Annotated in this window: 23 protein-coding genes; all 23 read left to right on the top strand. The window is 60.4% G+C overall.

Features of this window, described 5'->3' with window-relative positions:
• Nucleotides 1-137 precede the first annotated feature (137 nt).
• The 23 genes from AC07YV_RS21735 (at nucleotide 138) to AC07YV_RS21845 (ending at nucleotide 17,785) form a co-directional block, all read left to right on the top strand.
• On the top strand, nucleotides 138-1,007 hold the full coding sequence (locus AC07YV_RS21735; protein WP_102701208.1) for a GPO family capsid scaffolding protein: 870 nt from the start codon (nucleotides 138-140) through the stop codon (nucleotides 1,005-1,007).
• Nucleotides 1,007-2,056 carry a phage major capsid protein, P2 family gene (locus AC07YV_RS21740; RefSeq protein ID WP_102701207.1) on the top strand — a complete coding sequence of 350 codons (1,050 nt, stop codon included), beginning with the start codon at nucleotides 1,007-1,009 and terminating at the stop codon, nucleotides 2,054-2,056. Before AC07YV_RS21735 ends, AC07YV_RS21740 begins: the two co-directional genes overlap by 1 nt.
• Nucleotides 2,053-2,820 carry a phage terminase small subunit gene (gpM, locus tag AC07YV_RS21745; protein ID WP_102701206.1) on the top strand — a complete coding sequence of 256 codons (768 nt, stop codon included), beginning with the start codon at nucleotides 2,053-2,055 and terminating at the stop codon, nucleotides 2,818-2,820. Before AC07YV_RS21740 ends, gpM begins: the two co-directional genes overlap by 4 nt.
• A 110-nt stretch (nucleotides 2,821-2,930) precedes the next feature.
• A complete protein-coding gene (locus AC07YV_RS21750) occupies nucleotides 2,931-3,383 on the top strand; it encodes a head completion/stabilization protein (RefSeq protein ID WP_008048489.1) in 453 nt (150 codons plus the stop codon).
• A complete protein-coding gene (locus tag AC07YV_RS21755) occupies nucleotides 3,383-3,829 on the top strand; it encodes a phage tail protein (RefSeq protein ID WP_008048490.1) in 447 nt (148 codons plus the stop codon). Before AC07YV_RS21750 ends, AC07YV_RS21755 begins: the two co-directional genes overlap by 1 nt.
• Nucleotides 3,819-4,511 carry a phage virion morphogenesis family protein gene (locus AC07YV_RS21760; protein ID WP_008048491.1) on the top strand — a complete coding sequence of 231 codons (693 nt, stop codon included), beginning with the start codon at nucleotides 3,819-3,821 and terminating at the stop codon, nucleotides 4,509-4,511. Before AC07YV_RS21755 ends, AC07YV_RS21760 begins: the two co-directional genes overlap by 11 nt.
• Nucleotides 4,512-4,522: 11 nt before the next feature.
• Nucleotides 4,523-5,767 (top strand): DUF2586 domain-containing protein, encoded by a 1,245-nt coding sequence (locus tag AC07YV_RS21765; protein WP_102701205.1) that lies wholly within the window; start codon nucleotides 4,523-4,525, stop codon nucleotides 5,765-5,767.
• Between the two features lie 3 nt (nucleotides 5,768-5,770).
• Entirely contained in the window at nucleotides 5,771-6,226 is a 456-nt protein-coding gene (locus AC07YV_RS21770) for a phage protein (protein ID WP_008048493.1), read from the top strand.
• Complete coding sequence (locus tag AC07YV_RS21775; RefSeq protein WP_008048494.1) at nucleotides 6,223-6,354, top strand: hypothetical protein; 132 nt, start codon at nucleotides 6,223-6,225, stop codon at nucleotides 6,352-6,354. Before AC07YV_RS21770 ends, AC07YV_RS21775 begins: the two co-directional genes overlap by 4 nt.
• A 46-nt stretch (nucleotides 6,355-6,400) precedes the next feature.
• Complete coding sequence (locus AC07YV_RS21780) at nucleotides 6,401-6,652, top strand: hypothetical protein (protein WP_008048496.1); 252 nt, start codon at nucleotides 6,401-6,403, stop codon at nucleotides 6,650-6,652.
• A 3-nt stretch (nucleotides 6,653-6,655) separates the two neighbouring features.
• Nucleotides 6,656-6,943 (top strand): putative phage tail assembly chaperone, encoded by a 288-nt coding sequence (locus tag AC07YV_RS21785; protein WP_008048498.1) that lies wholly within the window; start codon nucleotides 6,656-6,658, stop codon nucleotides 6,941-6,943.
• Between the two features lie 23 nt (nucleotides 6,944-6,966).
• Nucleotides 6,967-7,107 carry a DUF6890 family protein gene (locus AC07YV_RS21790; RefSeq protein ID WP_173900835.1) on the top strand — a complete coding sequence of 47 codons (141 nt, stop codon included), beginning with the start codon at nucleotides 6,967-6,969 and terminating at the stop codon, nucleotides 7,105-7,107.
• An 8-nt stretch (nucleotides 7,108-7,115) separates the two neighbouring features.
• The gene (locus tag AC07YV_RS21795; RefSeq protein WP_494990351.1) at nucleotides 7,116-7,853 is read left to right on the top strand and encodes a DNA-methyltransferase; all 738 of its coding nucleotides are present in this window, start codon (nucleotides 7,116-7,118) and stop codon (nucleotides 7,851-7,853) included.
• Nucleotides 7,854-7,856: 3 nt separating this feature from the next.
• Entirely contained in the window at nucleotides 7,857-9,926 is a 2,070-nt protein-coding gene (locus AC07YV_RS21800; RefSeq protein ID WP_102701203.1) for a phage tail tape measure protein, read from the top strand.
• Nucleotides 9,923-10,240, top strand: a complete 318-nt coding sequence (locus AC07YV_RS21805) for a DUF2590 family protein (protein WP_102701202.1) — start codon at nucleotides 9,923-9,925, stop codon at nucleotides 10,238-10,240. The genes AC07YV_RS21800 and AC07YV_RS21805 overlap by 4 nt, the downstream gene beginning before the upstream one ends.
• Entirely contained in the window at nucleotides 10,237-11,412 is a 1,176-nt protein-coding gene (locus AC07YV_RS21810) for a baseplate J/gp47 family protein (RefSeq protein WP_102701201.1), read from the top strand. Before AC07YV_RS21805 ends, AC07YV_RS21810 begins: the two co-directional genes overlap by 4 nt.
• On the top strand, nucleotides 11,405-11,953 hold the full coding sequence (locus AC07YV_RS21815; RefSeq protein ID WP_102701200.1) for a phage tail protein: 549 nt from the start codon (nucleotides 11,405-11,407) through the stop codon (nucleotides 11,951-11,953). Before AC07YV_RS21810 ends, AC07YV_RS21815 begins: the two co-directional genes overlap by 8 nt.
• Entirely contained in the window at nucleotides 11,941-14,127 is a 2,187-nt protein-coding gene (locus tag AC07YV_RS21820) for a phage tail-collar fiber domain-containing protein (RefSeq protein WP_102701199.1), read from the top strand. Before AC07YV_RS21815 ends, AC07YV_RS21820 begins: the two co-directional genes overlap by 13 nt.
• The gene (locus AC07YV_RS21825) at nucleotides 14,127-14,705 is read left to right on the top strand and encodes a hypothetical protein (RefSeq protein ID WP_102701198.1); all 579 of its coding nucleotides are present in this window, start codon (nucleotides 14,127-14,129) and stop codon (nucleotides 14,703-14,705) included. Before AC07YV_RS21820 ends, AC07YV_RS21825 begins: the two co-directional genes overlap by 1 nt.
• Nucleotides 14,702-15,616: a hypothetical protein gene (locus tag AC07YV_RS21830; RefSeq protein WP_102701197.1), complete on the top strand. Its 915-nt coding sequence runs from the start codon at nucleotides 14,702-14,704 to the stop codon at nucleotides 15,614-15,616. Before AC07YV_RS21825 ends, AC07YV_RS21830 begins: the two co-directional genes overlap by 4 nt.
• Nucleotides 15,613-16,158, top strand: coding sequence for a baseplate complex protein (locus tag AC07YV_RS21835; protein ID WP_008048517.1), 546 nt, complete (start codon nucleotides 15,613-15,615; stop codon nucleotides 16,156-16,158). The genes AC07YV_RS21830 and AC07YV_RS21835 overlap by 4 nt, the downstream gene beginning before the upstream one ends.
• Nucleotides 16,155-16,844 (top strand): hypothetical protein, encoded by a 690-nt coding sequence (locus tag AC07YV_RS21840; RefSeq protein WP_008048521.1) that lies wholly within the window; start codon nucleotides 16,155-16,157, stop codon nucleotides 16,842-16,844. The genes AC07YV_RS21835 and AC07YV_RS21840 overlap by 4 nt, the downstream gene beginning before the upstream one ends.
• A complete protein-coding gene (locus AC07YV_RS21845; RefSeq protein ID WP_102701196.1) occupies nucleotides 16,832-17,785 on the top strand; it encodes a hypothetical protein in 954 nt (317 codons plus the stop codon). The genes AC07YV_RS21840 and AC07YV_RS21845 overlap by 13 nt, the downstream gene beginning before the upstream one ends.
• The last annotated feature ends 247 nt before the right edge of the window (nucleotides 17,786-18,032 follow it).

The following is an 18,032-nucleotide window of genomic DNA, read 5'->3' on the forward strand; positions in this document are numbered from 1 at the left end:
CCCTACAAACCCGCCCTTAAATTCCTGCTCAATCCTATTTCCTGAATATAGGATTTTCGCGCAATGGAACCGTTTGTTCGGGCTGGCGCAGCTGCCTATCGTGGCGGCCACTGCACCGAATCGAGCGACTTTGCCCCATGCCCCGCACCCTTGTTTCTGACTGGAAACGTGTCGCCACCAGCGGCAAAACCGTTGATGGCCGAACCATCGAAGCCCAGGACCTGCGTGACATGGCCAGCGCTTACGACCCGGCCACTTACACCGCAACTATCTGGTACGAGCACATTCGCTATTTTGGCAGCCTAGGCACCGTTGCCGAGGTGAAAGCCGAGGACGTGGCCGGCGGCAAGGTGGCGCTGTTCGCCAAGCTCCAGCCCAACGACCGCTTGCTCGGCTTGAACAAAGCGGACCAGGTGCTGTTTTCGAGCATCGAGATTCAGCCGAACTTCGCCGATACCGGCAAAGCCTATCTGCGCGGTATGGCAGTGACGGACAACCCGGCCAGCCTTGGTACCGAGGCGCTGCACTTTTCCAGCCGCGCTGAAGCTGGCAACTACTTTGCCAACCTGGAACCGCTGGACGACCTGACCGTGGGCGACAGCGAAGAAGCGGCGGCCCTGTCTTTTTTTGCCCGTGCATTCGCGGTCCTCCGGGGCAAGGGCGACACCGACTTCCACGCACTCCCCACAGAAGAGAACACCCCCATGGATCAAAAAACCGTGCAGGCCTTTGCCGCAGCGGTGGACAAACTCGGCACCGTGGCCACCAGCCTGGAAACGAGCGCCGCCACCTTTGCCACGCAGAAGCCGAACGAGCCAGACACCGCGCTCACCACCGACAAGACGGGCGATCAGCCCACCGGCATCACCGTCGAACAGTTCAACAGCCTGAAGGGCTCGCTGGACTCGCTCGCCGAAAAATTCAACACCGCGTTGAATCACGGCAAGGGGCAGGAGCTGCCTCACATCACCGGCGCCGTGAGTGACCAACCAGAGGCCGTTTACTGATGAATCTGAGTAATGCTGCCCGCTTGAAATTCAGCACCCTGGCCCTGGCGATTGCATCGACCTATGCCGTGGCCTCGGTCCATGAAGAATTCAACGTCGAGCCGACCCATGCGCAGACCTTGAATGAAAAAATCACCCTGAGTTCGGCTTTCCTGCAACGCATCAACGTGCTGGCAGTGACCGAGATCAAGGGCGAGAAGGTCATGATCGGCGTCAACGGCACCGTCACGGGCCGTATCAATACGGCCACCAATGACCGGGTCGCCCGTGACGTGTTGGGACTCGATGGCATCGGGTACGAGCTGTTCGATACCCAAAGCGACGTGGCGCTCAAATACGCCACCATCGACGCCTGGTCCAAGTTCCCCGACTTTGCGCAGAAGTACGCCGCTGCCGTGCAGAAGCAGATCGGCCTCGACCGCATCATGATCGGCTGGAACGGCACCAGCGTTGCCTCGAACACCGACCGCACGGCCAATCCGTTGTTGCAGGACGTCAACAAAGGCTGGATGCAGATCGTTCGCGAGCAAGCCCCGCAACAGATTCTGGTCGAGGGTGCGACAGCTGGAAAAATCCAGATCGGTGTCGGCGGCGATTACGCCAACCTGGACGCCCTGGTCTTCGACGTGTCCTTGATGATCGACGAGGAATTCCGTGACGGTGGCGACCTGGTTGCCATTATCGGGCGCGACCTGCTGGCCTACGACAAGGGCAAGTTGTATGCCGCTCAAGGCGACAAGCCGACCGAAAAAGAACGCATCGAGATGGCCCAGGTGATCGCCACCTATGGCGGTCTGCCGTCGTTCACCTGCCCGCACTTTCCAAGCAAGGGCGTGGTGGTCACCAGCTGGGACAACCTGTCGATCTATTTCCAGGACAGCAGCTGGCGCCGCCAGATCATCCAGAACCCGAAACGCTCGCAGGTTGAAGACTACAACGCGCGCAATGAGGGCTATGTGGTCGAGCAACTGGGCAAGTTCGCCGGCATCGAAGCGGCCAACGTCGAGTTCGTCACGGTCACCGTGCCGCCAGAGACTCCACTGTCATGAGCCTCGCCCTCAATCACAAAAAGCGCCTGCTTGAGCAGGGGCCGATAGCCGACCCAAAACCCTACACCTCGGCCACGGCCTTGGCAGGACCGGCCAACGCCCAAAAACACCTGGCGTTGATGAACGCGGCGCTGGCCGAGGATTGCGGCCGGCTGTCGGAGCTGAACTCGCTGGAGGCTCGCCAGCGCTTGAAGCGCGACGAGCTGTTGCCCAAGTACCTGGTGTACGTGCAGCGCTACCGCGAATCCGGTCTGAACCACCCGAACCTGGTGCTGATGCAGGTCCTGGTCTGGCTGTTCGACACCGAGCAGTTCGAGCAGGCCCTGGAGCTGGCGGATTTTGCCATCGAGCAGGGCCAGGCCATGCCGGAGCGCTTCCGTCGCGATATCCCCACCTTTGTGGGTGACACGATGGTCGAGTGGGCCGAGGCGCAGCACAAAGCCCAGCGCAACCCGGAACCGTACCTGTCGCAGCTGTTGTTGCGTGTGGACGGTCAATGGCCAGGCCACCGCGATCCCTTGGATGGCGACCCACGCGAGCTGCCGGCACCGGCCGCTTCGTGGGAGCTGTTCGAGAAGATCCCGGCGCGCTACCACAAGCTGCTGGGCATCCTCGCCATGGAAGACAAGCGCTGGGCCAAAGCCTGCGCGCACTTTTACCGGGCCAATGAGCTGTACCCCGAGATCGGTGTAAAGACCCGGATGGATGAGGCCAGCAAGGCCCTGCGCAAGCAGGAAGCCGACGAAAAATCCGGTACCGAATAAACGACTAACCCCCCCCAGCGGGGGCCTGCCGAGGTGAAGGCCCTGTGCCAACCGCCTAACGCAGTCACCCCCGCATCTATTCCGTAACAACCCACCGAGGAGGTCAGCACATGAGTTTTGGCGGTAAGCCGACCACCCTGGTGGATTGCACGATACCCAACGACGGTTTCTGGCCGGACCTTGAGCTGGCCGAATTCCAGGCGTCCTATCGTCTGCCGGCGGAGTACCTGCCGGAGATGATGGTCGAGGGGCTAACGCTCGCCATGGGTGAAGTCAACCTGGACCTGGCCAAGCGTAAAGCCGAATGGCAGGACATGGGCTACAAGTACCTGGAAGGCTCCGGCATGGAGCTGGAAAGCTTCTACCTGGCGAGCTACCGGCGTGCCGCGTACTGCCGCGCCAAGTCCTTTTTGCTCCAGCAGTTCGCCACGGTCAACCGCCGCGAGAGCGCCGAGAACCTGGGCAAAGAAGCCCCGGAACGACATGAGCTTTTTCTGTCCTACAGCCAGCAGTCCGTGCGCGTTCTGCAAGGCCGTGGGCGTGTCACCGCGGAACTGCTCTGATGGAAAAGCTCCGTGCCCTGACCAAGTACCTGATCGAACATCGCGTGGTGGTCGCCGAGCAGCTGGAAAGTTGCGCGGAGCAGGTCAACTTGACGCTGGTCTGGAAGCCTGAAGAACTCGGCTTGCACATGGGCGACATGCGTTACCGCGCTGTGATCTTCCTGGAGCGTTTTACCGAGCAACCGGCGCGGCTGATGGCCTTGCTGGGCACCTGGTTGGTGAACAACGATCCCGACCGCCACCTGGATGAACTTCCGGCGCCGACCTTCGATATTGAACAGATGGACCCGGACGCGTCGGATGTGGAAATCACGGTGGAATTTATCGAGCCGCTGCACCTGACCGAATCGCCAGACGGTGAGTTCGAAGCCTTTGGGACCACCTGGGCTCTTGAACCGTTCGACCTCTGGATTGCTGAGCGTGGGGAGGTGCTGTATGGCGCGTAAACAAGCCATCAGCCTGACCGTCGAGGGCATGCTGGATGTACAAACCCAGCTGGCCATGCTCAGCCTGCCGCCCAAATTACAAGCGCGCTTGATGAACCGCGTTGGCCTGCGTCTGCGCAGCCAATGGCGGCAGCGTGTGCGCAAACAGAGCGACCTGAACGACAGTCCTTTCCAGCCCCGCAAGTTTCGCAAGCAAGGGCAGAAGAAACGCATGCTCACCGGCCTGGCCAAAAGAATGGGCGTCAAGCGCCTGGTCGGCAACGCCGCCGAAGTGGGCTGGGGCAACGCCAAAACCGCCATGATCGCCAGCGTTCATAACGCCGGCATGACCCTGCGTGGCGGTGCTGACCAACTGAGCCGGCAAAAGGGCAAAAACACCCTCATGGCCACCCGTTTTCAGGCCAAACGCCTGCGGGTGCTGGGCTACAAACGTGCCGTTCAGAACCCGGACAAAAAGCGCCGCAAACCCCGCTTTATGCGACCCGGTGTGGCGTGGATCGAGGCGAACCTGAGTTACGACCAGGCCGGCCTGTTGATCCGTTTACTCAAGGGCGACGACCCCGGCCCGGCGAAGTGGGACATCAAACTCCCAGGCCGCGAATTCTTCGGCATCGCCAACCAGCAAGAGGTCAACGAGCTGGTGACCTACCTCATTCCACAAATCCTTAATTCACCGCGATAGAGGCCCCTTCCATGGCTCTTGGCAAAGTAAGTGTCAACAACCTGAACCTCGGCCAAGGCCCGGTGACGGAGATCGAGCGTTACTTTCTGTTCATCGGTCCGGCGTCCGCCAACGTCGGCGAGCTGGTCGCGCTCAATACCCAAAGCGACCTCGATGTCGAACTGGGGGTCGATGCCTCCGATCTGAAAACCCAGATTGCCGCCGCGCAATTGAATGGCGGTGACCGCTGGGCCTGTATGGCGGCCCCGATTGCCCCGGACGGTGACTGGGCCGAAGCCCTGGACAAAGCCCAGCAAGCCGGTATTTCGGTCGAAGGCGTGATCATCACCACGCCGGTGATCACCGGTGCCGAGCTGACGGCGATGCAAGACAAAGCGACGGAAATTACCAACGTGTACGGGCGCCGCGTGTTCTTCATGGCGGCATCCAGGGGCATCGACATTACTCCGGAGCCGGAGCCCCCGTTGAAAACAGCCGCTGCGGCCAAAGATCCGGACACGGCCGCGAAAAGCCCACGTGCGACGTCCAAGGCGGTTCAAACCACCGAAGGGGAAACACCGGCCCCGCGTATCCCCGAAGACTGGTCGACCTACCTGACGGCCCAGCGCGCTATCACTGCCGGCGTGGCCGCTCAACGGGTCATGGTCGTGCCACAGCTGCACGGCAATGACCAGGGCGTCCTAGCTGGTCGCCTGGCCAATGCCATCGTCAGCATTGCCGACAGTCCTATGCGGGTTGCCTCCGGCCCGTTGCAGGGTTTGGGGCCCGTGCCCGTCGATGCCGCCGGCGTGCCATTGCCGGGCAGCGTGCGCGCCGAGCTGGATAAGGCCCGTTTTTCCGTGTCGCAAACCTACCCGGATTACCCGGGTGTGTTCTGGGCCGACGGCAATACGTTGGACGCGCCGGGCTCCGACTTTCAGGTGATCGAGTACCTGCGCATCGTGGACAAGGCCTCGCGCCGCATCCAGGTGTTGCTGATCCAGCGGGTCGCGGATCGCCGGTTGAACAACACGCCCAACAGCATGGCCACCGCGACGTCTGCATTCATGCGCCCGCTGCGCGACATGGCGCGCTCCGTCACGGTGAACGGCCAAGTGCAGCCCGGCGAGATCGAATCGCCCAAAGACGGTGACGTGACCATCTTCTGGAAGAGTAAAACAGCCGTGGAAATCTACTTCACGGTGACCCCTTACAACTGCCCGAAAGACCTGACGGCATACATCGCCCTGGACCTATCCAACGGCGAAGAGGAGTAACCCATGGGTGCGCGCATTGGCGGCAAAAACTTCGATGTGAACATTGGCGATCTGCAAATCCACGTCGAAAAAATCAGCCTGGACATCACCGACAACACCGCCGTGGCACAAACCGGCGGCGTTCCGGACGGCCATGTGGACGGCGACGTGTCGGCCAGCGGCGAGATGGAACTGGACAGCGGCAACTTCTCCTTGCTGATCGACGCGGCCCGTCAGGCAGGCAGCTTTCGAGCCCTGGAACCCTTCGACAGCGTGTTCTTTGCCAAGACCCCCAGCGAGGAGCTGCGGGTGGAGGCTTTCGGCCTGAAGCTGAAGGTGTCCAACCTGCTCGACATCGATCCCAAGGGTGGCGAAAAGAGCGTGCACAAGGTGCCGTTCGACGTCACGTCCCCCGACTTTATCCGCATCAACGGCGTGCCGTATCTCGATCCGAGCGAAATTGAAGGCCTACTCGGATGAGCAAATTCGACATGTGGCTGGCTCGTATCAGTTGGTCACTCAGCATTTTGGTTTTACTGGTCTGGCTCGCCAATGGCGCCTGGGACCTGGCACTCAATTACGACCTGACCAGCTGCACGTTTGGCTAAGACGGCGCGCCGCTCGCCTGTGCGGCCCTGATATCTGGAGACGTTGATGGACCTTTCACCCGCCAGCGTCAGCGTGATGCTGCTGCTCACTGACTTGCTGGTGACCGGCGTGCTGGGCTTCCAGGTGTACCTGTTCCGGCAAATCAGCTTTGCACGCCGCGAGCACCTAGAGTTCCGCATCAAGATCGCCGAGGAGTATGTGCGCAATGAGCACCTGGACAAGGCGCTGAGCAAGCTGGAAGAGAACCTGGAGCGGCGTCTGACCGCACTTTTAAGCACTTCAAATAAACGGAACTGAGCAATGAGCGAACGACGCGAAATCACCCTGGAAGTCGGCGACAACGAATTCACCTTCGCCCTCGATCCGGTGGACGTGAGCAAGTACTTCAACCACCTGACGCCGAGCAACAAGGTGGCTCCCGCCAACAATCTGCTGACCCAAACGGTCAAGCAAGAACAGTTGGCCAGCCTGCGCCCGTTGCTGGCCAATCCGGTGATTACCCTGCAACTGGCCGGCGCACTGCTGGAGGAATACACCCCGGACATTGAGATCAACGTAAAAAAGCGCTCGCCCGCGCCGAGCGCTTAAACGAAAACGCCCTGGGCCAGTTGATGGCCCTGGTCGACCACTGGCTACCGGGTGAAGAGCCGACCACGGACAACATGGGCACCGCCAAGTGGCTGGACGACCAGTATTGGAGCCGTATGGAAATCGCCATCGCCAACGGCATTTCCCGGGCGTTCAAGGGATAACCCGAGATATGGAACACGCAATGAAAACGAACCAGCTGTATCACGGTGATTGCCTGCGTTTTTTGGCAACTCTGGAGAATGATTCCGTCGATGCGCTGATTACAGATCCACCGTATTCGAGTGGTGGTTTGCACAGCAGCGCACGACAGCAAGACCCCTCGAAGAAATACGTCGGCAGCAATCTGCATGCGGATTTTTCCGGAGATAATCGGGATCAGCGATCCCACCTGCACTGGAGCGTCATGTGGTTGTCCGAGGCCTTTCGTGTACTGAAGCCCGGCGCACCGGTTTGCCTGTTCAGTGATTGGCGACAACTGCCCCTGACCACCGATGCGTTGCAGGCGGCGGGGTATATCTGGCGTGGCATTGCCGTGTGGGACAAGACCGAAGGTGTACGCCCTCAGTTAGGGCGCTTCCGTGCCCAGGCTGAATACATTGTCTGGGGGGGCAAAGGGGCCATGCCGCTGGACCGTCCTGCCCCGACACTGCCAGGAGTGATCCGCGAACCGGTGCGCAAGGCGGATAAATTCCACATGACCGGAAAGCCCACTGAGCTGATGCGTCAGATCGTCAAAATTTGCGGCCGGGATGGGGTGATTCTCGACCCGTTTGCCGGGTCGGGCACCACACTGGTCGCCGCTGCGATGGAAGGTTATGGCTGGCAAGGCTCGGAAATGCTTGAGCACAACTGCGAGGTGACGCGCCAGCGTCTTGCCGCGCTTTCAGCTCAGCGAGCCGTGGCCTAATCCATGGCTGACAACAACGCCAAGCTCAATTTCATCGTTGCGCTAACCGACATGATCACCGGCCCCCTGAGCAAGGTGAACGCTAGCTTTACCGAGCTGGCCAGCGGTGCGCAAAAGGGGCTGACCCAGATGGGCGTGGGGGCGGCCGGCATGGTCGCCACCGGCTACGCATTGCAGGCGGCCATGGGCCCCGCGATTGACCAGCAGCGGGCATTGGGCGAAGTGAAGTCACTCGGCGTTGCCGCCGAAAGCCTGGATCTGCTCAACCAAAAGTCCCTGGAGTTCGCCATCAATTACGGCGAAAACGCTCAGGCCTTTGTCCGCTCGGCCTACGACATTCAAAGCGCCATTGCCGGACTCACCGGCACCCAGTTGGCCACCTTTACCAATGCGTCCAACGTGCTGGCCAAAGCCACCAAGACCGATGCCGCCACCATCACCAACTACGTCGGCACCATGTACGGCATCTTCAAAGATCAAGCCGACGCCATGGGCAAAGGCGATTGGGTCGAGAACCTGGCCGGTGTCACGGCGACCGCTGTGAAAATGTTCAAGACGACGGGGCAGGGGATGAGTGACGCGTTTACCTCCGTCGGAGCCAACGCCACCGCTGCCGGCATTAGCTTGAACGAGCAAATGGCGATCCTCGGCACGCTGCAAGCCACTATGAGCGGTGGCGAGGCCGGTACCCAGTACAAGTCCTTTTTGGCCGGAATTGGGGGAGCTCAAGGCAAGCTCGGTTTGAAATTCACCGACGCTCAGGGCGCCATGTTGCCCGTCCTGCAGATCCTCGAAAAAATCAAAGGCAAGTTCGGCGAAACCTTGGATGTGGCCGAGTCGGACGCCTTGAAAGCAGCCTTTGGCTCCGACGAAGCCGTGAGCATGATCAAGTTGCTGATGGCCGACACCGATGGCCTGGCCGACAGTTTGAACGCCCTGGGCCAGGTGAAGGGCATGGAGCAAGCCCAGACCATGGCCGAAGCGATGATTGATCCTTGGGCACAATTTGCCAGCACGATAGAGGTGCTGAACATTGCGTTCGGCCAACTGATCGGCCCCGCGCTCACGCCCCTGTTGAAAATGCTCACCGAGGGTGGCGCGAAAATTCTGAAGTGGACCAAGCTGTTCCCCCACCTGTCCAAAGTGATTGGCATGACCGTGCTCAGCGTCATTGCGCTGGTGGCGGCCGTCTCGCTCTTCACCTTGGGCATGGGGATGGCACGCACGGTGATGGTCGGTTTCATCGTCATTCAGAAGATCTTCCGAATGGGCTGGTTACTGACCAAGGCGGCGGTGATGTCCAACATCGTATGGGGTGCCCTGTACATCACGTTGCTCGGCGTCATGGCCATCGGCATGGGCACCGTCAGTGCCGCCATGATGATTTGGCAAGGGATTATCTGGCTGGTCAATGCGGCCCTGTTGGCCAACCCGATCGGGTTGGTCGTCACCGGCATCGTCGCCCTGGTCGCTGTCATTGTTGCAGCCATTTACTACTGGGATGAATGGACGGCGGCGCTGCTCAACAGTGCCGCGTTCACCTGGCTGAATGAACAATTCCAGGCCTTGAGCAGTTGGCTTGCCGCGTTCGGCACGCTGGCCAGCGATGCCTGGAGCGCGTTCACCACTGCCTGGAGTGACCTGTCGGTGTTCGACCTGCTGGGAGACGCGGCCAACGGCTTGATCGAACTGCTGAATCAGATTCCTGGTATCAACATCGAAACCCGCTTTGCGACGCCGACCGCCCCGGGCACTGCTGAAGCCCTGAGCGCCGCAATAGGCCCAGGTACGCCCGTAGCACTCAACGGAGCGGTAGTGCCCGGAGTCCCCGAGGCGATGCAGGCCGCCGACCAGGCCAACATGGCCACCAAGGCACAGCAGACCATCAACGGTGCCATTCCTAGCTTGCTACCTGCCGGCCCCAGTGAGGTTCCCACCGGTGGCTTGATGCAGTCGTTCCAGAACAACACGACCCAGAATAAGGGCACGCAGATTGGCAAGGTCGAGATCCATACCAGCCAACCCCTGTCGCAGCACGAGCTCGACAAGATGCTGGAGATGGCCGCCGGATGAGCGAATACGTCGACTTGCTGATCAGTGCCAACGACCTGGTGTTCGATCCATCCAACCAGCCCATGGAGATCGAAGACCGCGCCAGCATTGCCCAGGACATCGCCCACATGATTCGGGAAAGCGGCCTGCTGGTGACCTTGATCGCCGAACGCAACAGCCTACGTCAGCGCGACTGCATTCAGCAGCTGGAGCTGATGGTCGAGGCTGACGAACGACTGGTGCCAGGTACGGCGCGCATCACTCAACCGGGGTACGGCCAGTACTTGATCGAGGCCGACACCATTAAATTTGGCAGCATCGAGGTGGCGTTTTGAGCGACGTAGATTTTCGTCAGGCGTTGGCCGACGCCGGCATTCCGACCACGCAGGAAGAGTTGCAAGCCGCGTGGGAAAGCGAGATCGCCGAACAGGGCAGCCGCTTGAGCAATACCAGTGCCTGGTCACCATTCTGGCGGGTCGTTACCGCCATCGTGACCGAGCCTGTGATGTGGTTCATCGACTTTATGGTTGAAGTCTCGCTGCCCAACGCCTACGTCAAAACTGCCGAAGGTGAGTATCTGGAAATGCTCGCCTGGGCGGTACAGGTGGAGCCGATGGGCGCCACCAAAACCGAAGGCAATCTGCTGTTCACCCGTTCCAGCCCGGTCGGCACGCTGGAAGTTGCTGCCGGCACACGGGTCCAGTCTGGTGCCATCAACGGGCATGTGTACGAGCTGTTGACCAGCCTGCCAGGCACCTTTACCGACGGCCTCACCCAGATCCTGATTCCAGCCATCGCCGCTGAACCTGGCAGCGGTTACAACCTCGCGCCGGGTTACTACGCCATTTTGCCGGAGCCGGTACCGGGCATCGTCAACGTGGTCAACCTGGACGGCTGGATGACCGTCCCGGGCACCGACAAGGAGTCGGATGAAGACCTTCGATTGCGCACGCGCAATCAGTACTCAGCCATCAACCAGTGGAACACCGACGCGGTTTATCGTGCGCTCATCACCACCTTTCCCGGCGTTCAACCGGACGGCGTGTACTTTGAACACGAAGCCCCACGCGGCCCCGGTAGCGCCAATGCTTTCGTGTTGTTTGAAGCCAACGTGCCGGCGGACAGCTACCTGGAAGAAATCAACGACTACATCCGCGACCAGGGCAACCATGGTCACGGCGACGACATGCTGGTCATGGCCATGCCCGAGACCCTGCATGACATCCGCGTCACGCTGTGGCCGGTGCTGAACCTGCCGGTGGAGCAGTCGGACAAGTTGTTTGCCGATGTCGAGATGTTCATCCGCACGGCCTTTCGGGAAAGCACTCAAGCCGACTATCAGCCGACGCTGACCTATCCCCAGTCGCGATTTTCCTTCAGCCGTCTGGGCGAAGAGCTGCACCAAAAATTCCCCGAACTCGACTCGTTGCACTTCGACAACCTCGACATCGTGTCCGACCTGAACATTCCCCGCATTCAGACGCTTGAGGTGGTGCCCGGTGTTTAACCTCAAACTGCCATTTTGGCTCGACGGGCCGGAGCTGGCCAAGCTCAAAAACGCCGCGCAGGCCTGGTGGGCCAACGTCGAGGGCTGGCTGAATTGGCCGCTGCACCAGATCGACCCCGACATCTGCCCCCTGTCTTTGCTCGACCTGCTCGCCTGGCAGCGCGACATCACCCGCTTCCCGGGGGAAGAGGAAAGCCTGTACCGCCTGCGGATCAAGCACGCCTACATCAACGCCGTGGACGCGGGCAGTACGGCGGGTCTGAAAAGGATACTGATGCGCCTGGGCGTCGGCCGCGTCGAGATTCAAGAACGCATGGAAGGCCGCGATTGGGACGTGGTGTTCGTGAAGATCACCGACGAACAGAGCGCGCTGCACTCTGACCTGCTGCGTGTGCTGCTCCGCAGTTACGGCCGCACCTGCCGCCGTTACGCATTTTTGACCGTGACCCCGCTGGATAACCTGCGGGTGTTCGCGGTGGAGTTTAACGACGACCAGCAAACCCTGATTGCCAGTTACGAGGAAGCCACATGGCCGCAATAACCATTGCCGGTGAAAACCTGATCGCCGAAAAGCAAGCCGCTCAGGAAGTCCTGGTCGTGAGCAAGTTTCTCTACGCCCTGGTGCCGGGGCTCGATCCGGCCACCCCGGTGGACCGCTATGCCGGCAAACCACCGCCGGAGCAAATGATGTACGAAACGGACATCACCAAAGGCGGTTATGTGGACCCCAATCAAGTGGTCTACAGCAGCATGATCGGCTCCAATGTCGGCGACTGGGACTTCAACTGGCTGGGCCTGGAAACCGCTGAAGGTGTGCTGTTAGCCGCGGCTTACACGCCGGTGCAGCAGAAGCGCAAAAACATTCCCAACCAGCAGATCGGCAACAACATCACCCGCAACATGATGCTGGTGTTTGACGGTGCACAGTCGGTCACCGAGCTGACCATCAACGCCGACACCTGGCAGGCTGACTTCACCGTGCGCATGGCAGGCATGGACGAACGCGAGCGCCTGAGCAACCGTGACATGTTCGGACGAGCCTGCTTCTTTGGCGACAGCCTGGCGTTGGTCTATCAGAACGAGCAGTTCACGATTCAGCCAGGCACCGCCTACGTGGAAGGTTTGGCCGTCCATCAGCCCGCCGGTGCATCCATCACGCCACCGGCGATTCCCTTTACCTTGTGGTACGACATCTCGCTACAAGGTCAGTTAAGCGAAGTGAACGTGGTTCTGGCCGCCAGCTACGGCGACGACCTGGTGGACTTTGTCGACACCAATGGGGTGGTGCACTACTTGGTGCCGGTGGCCACCGTCCTCAGCTCCACCGAAATCACCGACCTGCGCAGTACCGTTGAACCGATAGCTGGAGCGTTGATTCAGCACCTCGCGGCGCGCAGTGGCGACTATCCAGATTTGCGGGCTCGTGCCACCACCAAAGACGATGTCGACCTGGGCAATCTGCCGAATGCAAAAAGCGATGACCCGGAGTCGAACAGCAGTGAGATTCTGGCCACTACGGCTGCGTTGCACGCGGTCAAGGTCGGTATCGACACCGAGCTGGATGCACTCGGTTCAGCCGCCTACTTGGATGCTCAAATCGATCTGCACGATGTCACGCCTGATGTGCTGATGAAGGTCGGAGCGTTCGGCTGGGGCGGGGCCGCCTATGCGGTCAGTGATGTTGACATCGGTGGCCTGAACGCGGTGACAGCCCTCTATTTCGTCAGCAATGGCATAGGAGGGCCAGGAGGCGGGATCTATGAGGGTTGGGTTCGCGTCTCGGCGATTACACCAGGTCAATACGCCTTCCAGGAGATCTACGGGAATGCCGACCACACCCTACATCGCCGGGCCTTGACTGCCGGTGTTTGGGGCGAATGGGAAAGCACCTGGGACTCAACCGATCTGGTTAAACAGACCTCTCCCCAAGATGACACGCCAGGCCATGTATTGCTCACGGGTGCTTATGGCTGGGGGCACGGGGGGATTGTCCTTCCCGACGGCACCGATCTAAACACAATCACCACTGTGGGCATTTACCGGGTGAACCCCGGCCCGAACGTTCCAGAAGGGTGTCAATTCTCCCCCATGCTGGTTGCGGTCAGTCAAGACACTCTCTGGCAACAAATCATCGGCTATAACACCGGTACAACTTACACCCGTGGCGGTGTTCAGACCCCAGAGGGATATGTATTCAGTGAGTGGGTAACGGGTTGGGACACTAGTAACTTTGACCCTGCTTCAATATTTGCCGTCCCTGTCGGTGTGCCGTTTCCATGGCCAACCGCTACGCCGCCCGAAAAATGCGTTTTGATGGCGGGTCAGCCATTCAATGCCGAGTGGTACCCAGCATTGCTGGCCGTGTATCCCAGCGGCGTCCTGCCAGATCTGCGCGGTGAGTCGATTCGTGGCCTGGATGGCGGACGTGGCGTTGACCCCGATTGGGGCCGCCCCGTGTTGAGTGCTCAGCTCGACACGCTGCAAAACATGACGGGCGAGCTCGTCCTGCAAGACGACGACTCGACGTTACTGGTGAACACCGCGACTGGCGCGTTTATGGGTGGCAATTACAGCACGGCCATCACGCCGGCCGCACCGCAAGTCACTACAACGGGTTACCGCTCAGTCGTTTTCAATCCTTCAGCCGTCGTCCGTGTGAGTACGGAAACCCGTATGCGCAACGTGGCGTACAACTACATTTGCAGGATGTACTGATGCCGACTTTAGTGAATGGTTTTTTTGAAGAGAGCGGCTGGATCGAGGTTTACACGTACAGTGAAACCACCACCGAATACCTCGGTCAACACGAAACCTATGTCAGCTGTGGCTGCGGTCTGCCAGCGGGCGCTACGCTGGAAGAACCGCCCGAAGCCGGGGACGGGGAGGTGGTGGTCTGGAGGGATGGGGCGTGGGTGGTCGTGCCAGACTTTCGTGGTCCGGTGTATCAGACTACCGATGGCGCCGAGGTGCTGTATTCGCTGCCGGGCGAGTTGCCGCCCGAGCTGACGACCTTGCCGCGACCGAGTGCGGCCTATCTCTGGGATGGTTTCGTTTGGGTGCTCGATGCCGCCCGCGATTTGGTGATTCAAAGCCGTCGAGAACGGTCGTGGATCGAAAATGAACTGCATTGGGCGGGCAGAGAGATCGACAAGCATCTGGATGCCGACCCGGCCGCGCTCAGCACGGAGCTGGCCTGGCGCACCTACCGCAATGAACTGCGGGCCTGGCCAACCAACGAGCTGTTTCCCAACCTCGACGCCCGTCCTACCGCGCCAGACGGCCAGCAGCCATGACCTGGACGTCGGTCACCATGCAATGGCCCAGCGAGGCCACCCAGTGGGTCGAAGGGCTGGATGAAGCCAAAGGCCTGGCCAGCACTGAAATCGCCAAAACGGAAGAGCGCCTGGCCGGAATGACGGCCACCACCAACCCCGGTCCCGTGGGTTCCGCCGCACAAGAGGCCATTGAGGTCGGGCGCGCCGCCATGACCGAGCAACTGGCCACCGCGCCGGCCAGTCTCGTGGTGACGCCGTTCCAAAGCGGCATGGGCCAGGGCCGGGGATATCAAAAGTTTCTCTCAGCACCCAACTTGCTGGAGGCGCTGGCCGACAAACTCACTGACATCGATGCTGGGCGTCCCGAGGGGGAGCAGTACGGTTTGTGCGTGCTGTTCCTCTCGACACGCTTCGACCAGTTTGCCGCCACCCTGGGCCGCTTCAATGCCTTGCTGCCCACTCCCGACTTGGAACGCGCCGAACGTCGTGCCGCGAACATCGCACGCCTGGAAGCGGAGAAGTGGACACTGCCCACGGCCGAGACACTGCCGCGCTGGGGAGCCTTACCCTTGGAGCGTTGCACCGTAACCCGGGTGTCCCAGCAGACGCTGAACAGCCAGTTGGCCATCTATGAAAGCTACGCCGCTGACACGTCCCCGATGGCTGACTTGAGCGCCTTGGCGACCCGCAAGGCTGAGCAACAGGCCGCGTGCGATCAGCAGTTGAGTGACCTGCAAAACGCACTGGCCAACGGCTTGCCCGATGCCACGATGCAGGCGCGCATGATCGGCCCAGGTGATGCCGCTGAATTACGCCGGCAACTGCTCGAAGGCCCTACGCCCGGCTATGAGTGGGTGCTGTGTGCCGGCCTGTTGTTGCTCGGCAGTGAAGAGAGCCTGAGCTTTGTGCAGGAGCTGATCGGGTTATGACGCTGCTACTCAACGGAGAGAAAGTTCAGGGCAAGGGCCTCAAGGTCATGGCCACTCTGACCATTGAAAGCGAAGACCTGTCAGGCCAAACCAGCAATACGGCACAGGCGCACAAGGGCTTCAAACCCAAAACACTCAGCGTCACGCTGATGATTCCCTACCGTGACGAGTCCGACTTGCGCAACTTGATGCGCCTGGCCAGTTCGACCGCTGGCGGCGGACAGCTCACGGTCTATCGGATCGTCAATCGCACGGCCTCAGCCTTCGGTGTGCGCGAGGTGCAGTTTCGCGACAACGTGAACGCCAATGAAGACGACAGCCTGCGAGCCTGGCGCGTGCAATTCAATCTGATCGAAAAACTGTCGATACCGGAGCGCGTGGAGCAACGCAGCCCGAGTAATCCCGTCGTGCAGCAAAGTGCACCAGGACAACCCGTCTCTGGTACGTCTGGTGCAGACGGTGGCAGCGCGCCCGTTGAAATGGACGGATTTGAGAAAGTCCTGAAGTCCGTCGACGACTGGTTAAAACCGGTCACGCCATGAACCTGCACAAAGTGTTGACCGTCGACGGCGTGTCCTACCCCCTCTGCAAAGATGAAACACGCCTGGACTATCACGCCCCGGGGCGCGCCAGTTTCACCATCACCGCCAGCGAATCCGTACACGGGTTAGTGACCTTCGACATCGGCTACAACGACAGCCCACTCCAGCGGCATTTTTTGGGCTACGTGGAGCGTTGCACTGCCGCCAACAGCCAACAGCAAGTCCTGCTCTGTCGTGAACTGTCCGCCGCACTGGAAATCCCGATGCCGCTGAACCTGCGTCATGTGGACTTGCACGCGGTCCTGGCTGCGATCAGTGAGCGCAATGGCCTACGTTTTCGGGTTCCCGACCAAGCCTACGCCCACACCAAAACCGCGTTCTTCTTCAACCTGGCCAACGGCGTGCAAGCCATCGACAGCCTCGGCAAAGTGTTTTCGATCCCTGACTTTATGTGGCAGCAGCAGGGCGACGGCGAAATCTATGTGGGCAGTTGGGCCGACAGCTTCTGGGGCCAGCGTCAGCCGTTGCAACTGCCCCGCGAACTCTTTGACAGCTACAACAGCAACCAGAGTGCGGTCATTGCCGCACTGCCTGGGATTCGTCCTGGTGCGCCGATTAATCAGGGCGAACGCATCACCGCCGTGACCCTCACCGAAAGTCAGATGAGCATCAAATGGAAGACGTAATTCGCCGTGTGGTTGACCGCCAGTATCCCGAACTGACTGGCGGCTATCACCTGCCGCGCTTTGCCCGGGTGGTCGCCATCCCGGACCCACCCACAAACGCGGGGCTGTGTGACGACTTCCGCCCACGTTTCGCCGCTGACCTTGAGGTTCTGGGGCCGGACGGCGAGCCTGATACGGCATTGCCACTGCTCCAGGGCGTGCCGCTGCCGTTGCCGATGGGTGGTGAGTCCATGGGGATCTACGGCCTTCCCGATGAAGGCACGATGGTCGTGGTGTCGTTTGCCTATGGCCTGCCGCACAAACCCTTTGTCCTGGCCATCCTGCCCCAGGGCTTGAGCCTGCCCAACCTGCCCAAAGGCGATCAGGTCTGGCAGCACAGCGAGGCGGTACAGCAGCGCGTCGACGCCGATGGCAACTGGCTGCGCCAGACGGATGGCCAGATCCATGATCAGGCCAGCGAGCGCCGTGTGGAGGCGCTGGAGAACACTGAGCACTACCAGCGCCACAGCGTGACCGTGGATGACCACAGCATCGAGTCAGTGGGTGGCATCAAAAAGATCGAGGCCCTGGGCTCGCTCAAGCTGCTCTCGGGCGGCTCCGCCAGCCTGGCGGCCGTGGACGACCTGCACCAGGCCACCGGCCGCGACCTGAATCTGGTCGTAGGGCAGAAGCTCAATGCTTCGGTGGGTGGCGATATGGAAGAGCGCATCACCGGCCTACGGCGCAGTGTGGCGGAAAAGACCTGGATGGGATCGGAAGGGGTGAACGTGCTGCAGGTGTTGTGCGACCTGCTCGATTTGGTAACGGCGATGAACACACAACTGGCCGGCCATACTCATGTACCCGGGCCGGCGCCGAGTCCGAGCGATGCGGGGGCATTCACCGATAACGCGGCACAAGCCACCACTCTGGTCGGTCTGTTAAAACCTATCACTCTGTAGCTGGGGCAATTGCACTGACTTGCCCGCCCATTTGAATTGGATTTTACCCGCGTCATTCGTGACCACGATAGGCAAAAAACGGCAGATTCTGTTGAAAAAGTCGCTCTGCCAAAACGGCCTGATCATTGACTGGTGAAATCGTCGTTTTTGCACGCTGCTACGTGAAATCCGAGTCTGGTAGCCTCTGCCAAAAGTAAAGATTTCAATCTCGGACTTGGACGCGTACTTTTCTGATGTGTAAAGCATG

Source organism: Pseudomonas sp. GW456-E7 (assembly GCF_059424105.1).